The organism is Kineococcus sp. G2, assembly GCF_037154035.1.
Taxonomy (GTDB): Bacteria; Actinomycetota; Actinomycetes; order Actinomycetales; family Kineococcaceae; genus Kineococcus.
Genome location: NZ_JBBBEM010000097.1, coordinates 1 through 7,531 on the forward strand (window position 1 = coordinate 1; position 7,531 = coordinate 7,531).

The following is a 7,531-nucleotide window of genomic DNA, read 5'->3' on the forward strand; positions in this document are numbered from 1 at the left end:
GAGGGGGTCAGGGGTGGGGAGGGGGTCAGGGGCGGGAGGCGAGGTCGCGGCGCACGTGCTCGACGATCCCGTCGGCGGCGGCCTCGATCTGCGCCAGGGCCTCGACGAAGTCGCCGCGGTCGCCGTACCAGGGGTCGGCGATGTCCAGGGCCGACTCGTCGGCCGTCGCGCCCGCTGCGCCCACGTCCGGCGCCGCCGGGTCGAAGGAGCGGTACATCACCACCCTCGCCGCCGAGGACTCGTCGGGCGCGTGCGTGCGCAGCCAGCGCGCGTGCCGCGCCGTCATGGCCAGCAGCAGGTCGCGCGAGGCGATCTCCCCAGCCGTGACCTGGTGGGCGCGGTGGTCGGGGACGTCGTAGCCGGCGTCCGCCAGGACCGCGCGGGCGCGGCGGTCCACGGGGTTGCCGTCCTCCTCGTCGCTGATCCCGGAGGAGTCCACGACCACCTCCCCGCCCAGACCCGCCTCGGCGAACCGGCGGCGCAGCACGGACTCGGCCATGGGGGAGCGGCAGATGTTCCCGGTGCACACGGTCATCACGCGGTACGGCACCGGGCCATCCTGCCGTCCGTGCCACCGCGCCGCGCCCCCGGCACCCCCGGTGCGGCGCGGGCGCCTCGGGGGGACTCGCTGTGGCGTCAACCCTTGTGCACTCAGGGTGACACAGTGGATGCTTCGGCGCACCGGTCCCGGGCACACCGGCACCGAGGCACTCAGGAGGACACGCATGGGTCTGGACCCCACGCGCGGCGGTCGCATCGCGATCGCCGCGATCTCCGCGACGGCCCTCGCCGTCCCGGCCGCGGCGGCCGCCTCGCCCGTCGCCGCGCAGCAGCAGGCCCCCGCCTCCGACGTCCGGCTGCTCGACGGCGAGTACCGCGACGGCGCACCGCTGCCCGTCGTGGCGCCCGACGCGGCCGGTGCGGCCGGCGCGTCCGGTGCCCGCACGACGCTGGCCGCCCCCGCCGGCGGTGACGCCGGCGACGAGGTGCAGGTCGGCGACCAGCGGGACTGGCCGTCCCTGGTCGACGGCGGCGTCACGCCCGACGGCGAGGCCGTCGAGAGCGCGGTCACCGTGCAGGGCTACACGCTGCGCGGGCTGGGCGACAACATCGAGGTGTGGGTCGCCGACGACCTCTCCTTCCCCGAGGGCGACTGCCGCAACACCACCGGCGGCGGCGAGCTGGTCACCGTCACCGACGAGCAGGTCGCGAACTTCGTGGAGGAGTTCGACGAGACGATCTACCCGGTGGAGTCCGAGGTGTTCTCCGTCGCCCCGCTGCGCGACGGCTCCGCCGCGGTGCTCGGCGAACTGGTCGAGCAGCCCGACGGCGGCACCTACCCCGAGGGGTACTGGACCGGCCAGGGCGACCGCACCGTCGTGCTCGTCGACAACGTCCGCGACCAGAACTACTTCGACCCGACGAACGAGAACGGCCGCACCTACATCGCCGGGTTCTTCTACTCGCTGTTCAACGACCTCGTCGACCGCAACGTCATGACGATCGACGGGTTCGACTGGCTGCACCGCACCGGCGACAACCCGCCGGACGACTCGCGGGAACCCGACTACCTCGAGTGCGCGGACTACCTGCAGCGCTCCGGGCTCGGCGAGCCGGCGGCGCGCACCTACGAGGGGACGTTCGCCCACGAGTACCAGCACCTGCTGGAGCACTACGCCGACCCCGACGAGGTGTCGTGGGTGAACGAGGGGCTGTCGATGTGGTCCGAGGCCCTGCTCGGGTTCTCGAACCCCGCGCCGGCGCCGAACACCGACGAGGCGGACAGCTACCTCGCCACGTTCCTGGGGTTCAACGACCAGCCGGCGTACGGCGGCCCCGAGCAGTCGCTCACCCTGTGGGGCGACCAGGGGGCCCCGGAGATCCTCGCCGACTACGGCAGCGCCTACGCGTTCATGCTCTACCTGCACGGGCGGTTCGGCGGCGACGAGTTCATGACCGCCCTGCACAACCAGCCCGAGGGGGGCCTGGCCGGCCTGGACGCGGTGCTGCGCGAGCGCGGGTACGACGTGCGCTCGCAGGACGTGCTGCACGACTTCCTCGCCGCGATGGCCGTGGACGCGGCCCTCGACGCCGGCGCGAAGGTCAAGCGCGGCGACGCCGCGGCGCTGCAGGTGCCGGCGATGAGCGCGCGCGTGAACTGGGACTCGCCGCAGGCGTACGACTCCCCGGGCGCGCCGGTCAACGGCGCCGACTTCGTGCGGCTGCGCGACCCCGCCGGCTACGTCGACCGCGGGCTGGTCACCTTCAAGGGCTCGAACACCTACCCGACCACCCCGGTGGAGTGGGTGCAGGACGGCGACGAGCTGTACTCCGGCAGCGGCGACGGCTTCGACCGCGGCATCGTGCGCGAGTTCACGATCCCGGTCGAGGACCCCACGATCGGCGTGGACCTGCAGGTGGACACCGAGGAGGGCTGGGACTTCGCGGTCGTGCAGGTGTGGGACGAGGCCGCCGGCGACTGGGTGTCGCTGGCGAGCGAGGCCACGACCACCGAGGCCGACCCCGGTGCTGACCCGCGCATCACCGCGGAACTGCCCGGCCTGACCGGTGAGGTCTCCGGCACGCAGACGTTCGACGCGTCCGCCTACGCCGGGCAGACGGTCGACGTGGCGATCCGCTACCTCACCGACGGCGGCGTGGCCGAGCCGGGCGTGCGGGTCCAGGGCGTCTCGGTGGGCGGGCAGCCGGTGGCCGACGCCACCGACCTGTCCACCTGGAGCTCCCTGAGCGAGGCGCACCCGACCGAGGTGGCCGGCTGGACGGTGCAGCTGGTGGGCACCTCCGGCAAGCGGGTCTCCGTCGTGGAGCTGCCCGTGGTGCGCACCCCGTGGGGCTTCACCACGGTGACCAGCGTCAAGCACGCGCTCGGGTTCACCCCCGAGGTGGCCGCCGTCCTGGTCACCGCGGACGATCCGAGCGAGAGCATCACCTCGTACGCCACGTACGAGCTGTGCGTGAACGGCGTGCTGCAGCCGGGCGGCGGCACCGACTGACGCGAGGCCGCACCCCGCGACGCCGCCGCGACCACCCGGTCGCGGCGGCGTCGTCGCGTCCGGGCGCGGTCAGGACGTCACCGGCCCGGGCGCCCACCGCGCGCGCACGGCCCCCAGCGCCGCCACCACCGCGAACACCGCCAGCGCCAGCAGCACGATCGTGCCGCCGGAGGGGGTGCCCACCGCGGCCGAGACCGCCACCCCGCCCACGCCGACGGCGGCGCCCAGCGCGCTCGCGAGGAGCAGCAGGGCGCCGAAGCCCCGGCACAGCCGCTGGGCGGTGGCGACGGGCACGACGAGCAGGGCGCTGACCAGCAGCAGCCCCACCGTGCGCATGGACAGCACGACCGTCACGGCCGTCAGCACGGCCAGCGCGCAGTTCAGCCGGAACACGGGCAGGCGCACCGCCCGGGCGTGCTCCTCGTCGCTGCCGGCGGCGAAGAACCACGGCCGCAGCACGAGCACCGCGGCGACGACGACGGCGGTGAGGGCGGCGAAGGCGCGCACGTCCGCGGCGCTGGTGGTGGTGATCGCCCCGAACAGGTAGCTCTCGAGGTCCGCCCCGCCGGCCGGCGCCAGGCTCAGCAGCACCGCGCCGCCCGCGATGCCGCCGTAGAACAGCAGCGCGAGCGCGACGTCGCCGCCGGTGCGGCCGCGGTGGCGGACGACCTCGATGAGCACGGCGGCGCCCACGGCGGCGACCAGCGCCGTCCACACCGGCTCCCGGCCGGTCAGCACGCCCACCCCGACGCCGGCGAGCGCGACGTGGCCCAGGCCGTCGCCGACGAGGGAGAGCCCGCGCTGGACGAGGAACGCGCCGACGAGGGGTGCGGCCAGGCCCACCATCGCCGCGGCCAGCAGCGCGCGGCGCAGGAAGGCGTAGTCCAGCAGCTGCAGCAGCTCAGGCACCGGCACCCACCTCCCGGCGCTGCTCCTCGCACGCGCAGCCGCCCTCGACCCGCACGACGCGGTGCAGGACGCCGTCGAGAGCGGTGGTCTCGTGGGTGACGAGGACCACGGCGGTGCCGGCGTCGAGCGACTCGCGCAACACGGCGGCGACGTCGCGGGCCGCGGCGACGTCGACGCCGGCGGTGGGTTCGTCCAGCAGCAGCAGGCGCGGGGCGCCGGCGAGGGCGCGGGCCAGCAGCACCCGGCGCTGCTGGCCGCCGGACAGCTGCGCCAGCGGCGTGCGCGCGCACCGGCCCAGGCCGACCCGGTCCAGGGCGTCGCGCACGGCGGCGCGGTCGCGGCGGCGCTGCGCCGGCAGCAGGCGCCGCAGCGGGCCGGTGCCCCCCAGGCGCCCGCCGGCGACGACCTCGGCGGCGGTGGCGGGCACGGCGGTGGCCACGGTGTGCCGCTGCGGGACGTAGCCGAGCCCGGCGCCGGGGGGCAGGCGGTCGTGGGGGTGGCCGAGCACGTCGAGGCGGCCGGCGTGCACGCGCGCCAGGCCGAGGGCGGCGCGGACCAGGGTGGTCTTGCCCGCTCCGTTGGGGCCGAGGAGGGCGACGCACTCGCCGGGGGCGACCTCCAGGTCGACGTCGCGCACGACGGGGCCGTCGGCGTAGCCGGCGCAGCAGCCGCGGTAGGCGAGGGCGGGGGAGGGGTGATCGGGGAGGACCGGCACGGTGTTGATGATAATCACAATCGTTTGCTAGCTTCCGGACCGCCCCGCTCGGGGCGCGCCCCCCCCCACGGAACCGAGGACCGCCGTGCACCACCCGCTCGTCCACATGCCCACCCGCCCGCTCGCCGCCGGCTCGCTGCTCTCGCTCCTGCTGCTCACCGGCTGCGGTTCGGGGACCTCCGAGCCCGCCGCCAGCGCCGAGGACACCCCCGAACCCGCCGCCGCGGCCACCGAGGTCGCCGCCAGCACCCCGCGCCTGGCCCTGACCCACGACGGCGGCGTGCAGGTCCTCGACGCCGCGACCTTCGAGGTCCTGGCCGACCTGCCCGTCGAGGGCTTCACCCGCCTCAACGCCGCCGGCGACGGCCGCCACCTGCTGCTGTCCACCACCGGCGCCTTCCAGGTGCTCGACGCCGGCACCTGGGCCGAGCCGCACGGCGACCACGCGCACCACTACACCGCCGAGCCGGAGCTGACCGACGTGGCGATCGAGGCGGTCAAGCCCGGCCACGTCGTCGCGCACGAGGGGCGCACCGCCCTGTTCGACGACGGCACCGGGAAGGTCACCGTCTTCGACTCCGCCGACGTCGCCGACCCCGACCGCGAACAGCGCGAGCTCACCACGCCCGCCGCCCACCACGGCGTCGCCGTCGAGCTCTCCGACGGCAGCCTGGTCGTCTCCGAGGGCACCGAGGACGAGCGCACCGGCACCCGCTGGCTCTCCGCCGACGGCACCGGGATCGCCGCGAGCTCCGGCTGCCCCGGCGTGCACGGCGAGGCCGTCGCCGCCGGCGAGGCCGTCGTCATCGGCTGCGAGGACGGCGCCCTCGTCCACGACGACGGCACCATCACCGAGATCACCGCTCCCGACCCCTACGGCCGCATCGGCAACCAGGCCGGCTCCGAGGCATCCCCGATCGTCCTGGGCGACTACAAGACCGACCCCGACGCCGAGCTGGAGCGCCCCACCCGCGTCTCCCTCATCGACACCCGCGACGCCTCCCTGCGCCTGGTGGACCTGCCCTCCTCCTACTCCTTCCGCTCCCTCGGGCGCGGCGAGGGCGGCGAGGCCCTCGTCCTGGGCACCGACGGCGCCCTGCACGTGATCGACCCGGAGACGGGCACCCTCGTGCGCTCGATCCCCGTCGTCGCACCGTGGGAGGAGCCCCTGGAGTGGCAGCAGCCGCGCCCGACCCTGCACGTCCTGGACGGCACCGCGTACGTCACCGAGCCGGCCACGAAGGAGCTGCACGCCGTCGACGTCGCCACCGGCGAGGTCTTCCGGACCGCGCAGCTGGACGTCGTGCCCAACGAGCTGAACGGAGTCACCGGCGCCGCCGAGCACTCCCACGAGGACGAGCACGCGCACGAGGGCGAGCACGAGGAGGCCGGGACCGCGTGAGCCCCGCACGCCGCTGGGCCGCCGCGGCCCTCGCCCTCGCCGCCCTGGCCCCCGCCGCCTGCTCCACCGGGGCCGCGGGGGCCGGCGGCGGCGAGGACGGCCGGCTCGACGTCCTGGCCTCCTCGCCCCCGCTGCAGCACGTCGCCGAGACCGTGGGCGGTGAGCACGTCGACGTGGCGGGCCTCGTGCCCGCCGGCGGCGACAGCCACGACGTGGAGCTCACCGCCGCCCAGGTCGGCGCCCTCGGCGAGGCCGACCTGCTGGTGCACCTGTCCGGCGTGCAGCCGTCCACCGACACCGCCCTGGAGGTCTCACCCCCCGAGCGCGTGGTGGACACCGCCGTCCTGGCCGACCTGGGCGGCGACCCGCACTTCTGGCTGGACCCGGTGCGCCTGGGCGAGGCCGGCCGCCTCGTCGCCGACGCCCTGACCGAGCTGGACCCCGAGCACGCCGCCGCCTACGCCTCCGGCGCCGACGCGCTCGCGGCGGAGGCCGCCGCCCTGGACGCCGAGTTCAGCGCCGCGCTCGCCCCCTGCCGCGGTGCGACCGTCGTCACCTCCCACGAGGCGTTCGGCTACCTCGCCGAGCGCTACGGGCTGCGGCAGGTCGGCGTCGCCGGCATCGACCCGCACGTGGAGCCCTCCCCGGCCCGGGTCCGCCGCGTCGTCGACACCGTCCGCGAGGCGGGGGTGCGCACGATCTTCTTCGAGTCCTCCACCAGCCCGGAGGTCACCGAGGCGCTGGCGCGCGAGCTCGGGGTGGGCACCGGGGTGCTGCACCCGGTCGAGCGCGCCGAGGAGGGCGAGGACTACGCCTCGCTGATGCGGCAGAACCTCGAGGCGCTCACGTCCGGGCTCGTCTGCGACGGCACCGCCCAGGACGGTGCTGCTCAGGACGGCACCGCTCAGGACGGGGGGAACCCCTCGAACTCGTAGAAGACGCTGCGCGAGGCGCCCGCGGTGTCGTCCGCGACGACCCGCGCACCCAGCGCCTCCCAGAACGCGACGCTGCCGGGGGAGTGGCGGTAGGTGTGCAGCGCCAGGCGCTCGCAGCGGTCGTCCGCGGCCGCGCGCGCCAGCACCGCCGCCACCAGGCCGCGCGCGATCCCGCGCCGGCGCTCGCCGCGGCGCACGCACACCCGCACCAGCTGCCCGGTGCGGCCGTCGGCGTAGCGGTCCACCAGGTGCTGCGGGCCGGCCCCCGGGCGCAACCGCCCGTCGCGCAGGCCCGCGGTGCCGAGCACCCCACCGGTGGCGTCGTCCACGGCCACCAGCAGGAACGCCTCCGCGGTGCCCGGGTAGCGGCCCAGCGGGTCGTCCACGTCGGCGTGCACGACCGGGTCGTGCACGTCGCCGAAGTCCTGCGCCACGCAGGCGCGCACCACCTCCTGCGCGCCGGCGACCGCGGCGGGCGTCAGGAGCTGGACGGACCAGGGGCGGGGCGGCGGGTGGTGCGGGGAGCGGGGCGGGGGGGGGGGGGGGGGGGGGGGGG

The 7,531-nt window shown here is 76.2% G+C and carries 7 protein-coding genes; 3 read left to right on the plus strand and 4 right to left on the minus strand.

What is annotated here, in order from left to right; genetic code table 11:
- Window positions 1–25: 25 nt before the first annotated feature.
- Window positions 26–550: a low molecular weight protein-tyrosine-phosphatase gene (locus tag V9U69_RS14380; protein WP_337062536.1), complete on the minus strand. Its 525-nt coding sequence runs from the start codon at window positions 548–550 to the stop codon at window positions 26–28.
- A gap of 175 nt (window positions 551–725) precedes the next feature.
- On the opposite strand from V9U69_RS14380, the gene V9U69_RS14385 reads away from it, so the two are divergent.
- On the plus strand, window positions 726–3,014 hold the full coding sequence (locus V9U69_RS14385) for a hypothetical protein (protein WP_337062537.1): 2,289 nt from the start codon (window positions 726–728) through the stop codon (window positions 3,012–3,014).
- Between the two features lie 69 nt (window positions 3,015–3,083).
- Here V9U69_RS14385 and V9U69_RS14390 read toward each other — a convergent pair whose 3' ends face one another.
- Both V9U69_RS14390 and V9U69_RS14395 read right to left on the minus strand, forming a co-directional pair.
- Window positions 3,084–3,923 (minus strand): metal ABC transporter permease, encoded by an 840-nt coding sequence (locus tag V9U69_RS14390; RefSeq protein WP_337062538.1) that lies wholly within the window; start codon window positions 3,921–3,923, stop codon window positions 3,084–3,086.
- Window positions 3,916–4,638: a metal ABC transporter ATP-binding protein gene (locus V9U69_RS14395; RefSeq protein WP_337062539.1), complete on the minus strand. Its 723-nt coding sequence runs from the start codon at window positions 4,636–4,638 to the stop codon at window positions 3,916–3,918. Before V9U69_RS14395 ends, V9U69_RS14390 begins: the two co-directional genes overlap by 8 nt.
- Window positions 4,639–4,744: 106 nt before the next feature.
- Between V9U69_RS14395 and aztD the strand changes: the two genes are divergently transcribed.
- Together aztD and V9U69_RS14405 are read left to right on the plus strand one after the other, a co-directional pair.
- Window positions 4,745–6,040 (plus strand): zinc metallochaperone AztD, encoded by a 1,296-nt coding sequence (gene aztD / locus V9U69_RS14400; RefSeq protein ID WP_337062540.1) that lies wholly within the window; start codon window positions 4,745–4,747, stop codon window positions 6,038–6,040.
- Window positions 6,037–6,975 (plus strand): metal ABC transporter substrate-binding protein, encoded by a 939-nt coding sequence (locus V9U69_RS14405; RefSeq protein WP_337062541.1) that lies wholly within the window; start codon window positions 6,037–6,039, stop codon window positions 6,973–6,975. The genes aztD and V9U69_RS14405 overlap by 4 nt, the downstream gene beginning before the upstream one ends.
- On the opposite strand, the gene V9U69_RS14410 is transcribed toward V9U69_RS14405, so the two are convergent.
- Window positions 6,945–7,531 (minus strand): GNAT family N-acetyltransferase (locus V9U69_RS14410; protein ID WP_337062542.1); only part of this gene is annotated, 587 nt, incomplete at its 5' end. The genes V9U69_RS14405 and V9U69_RS14410 overlap by 31 nt on opposite strands.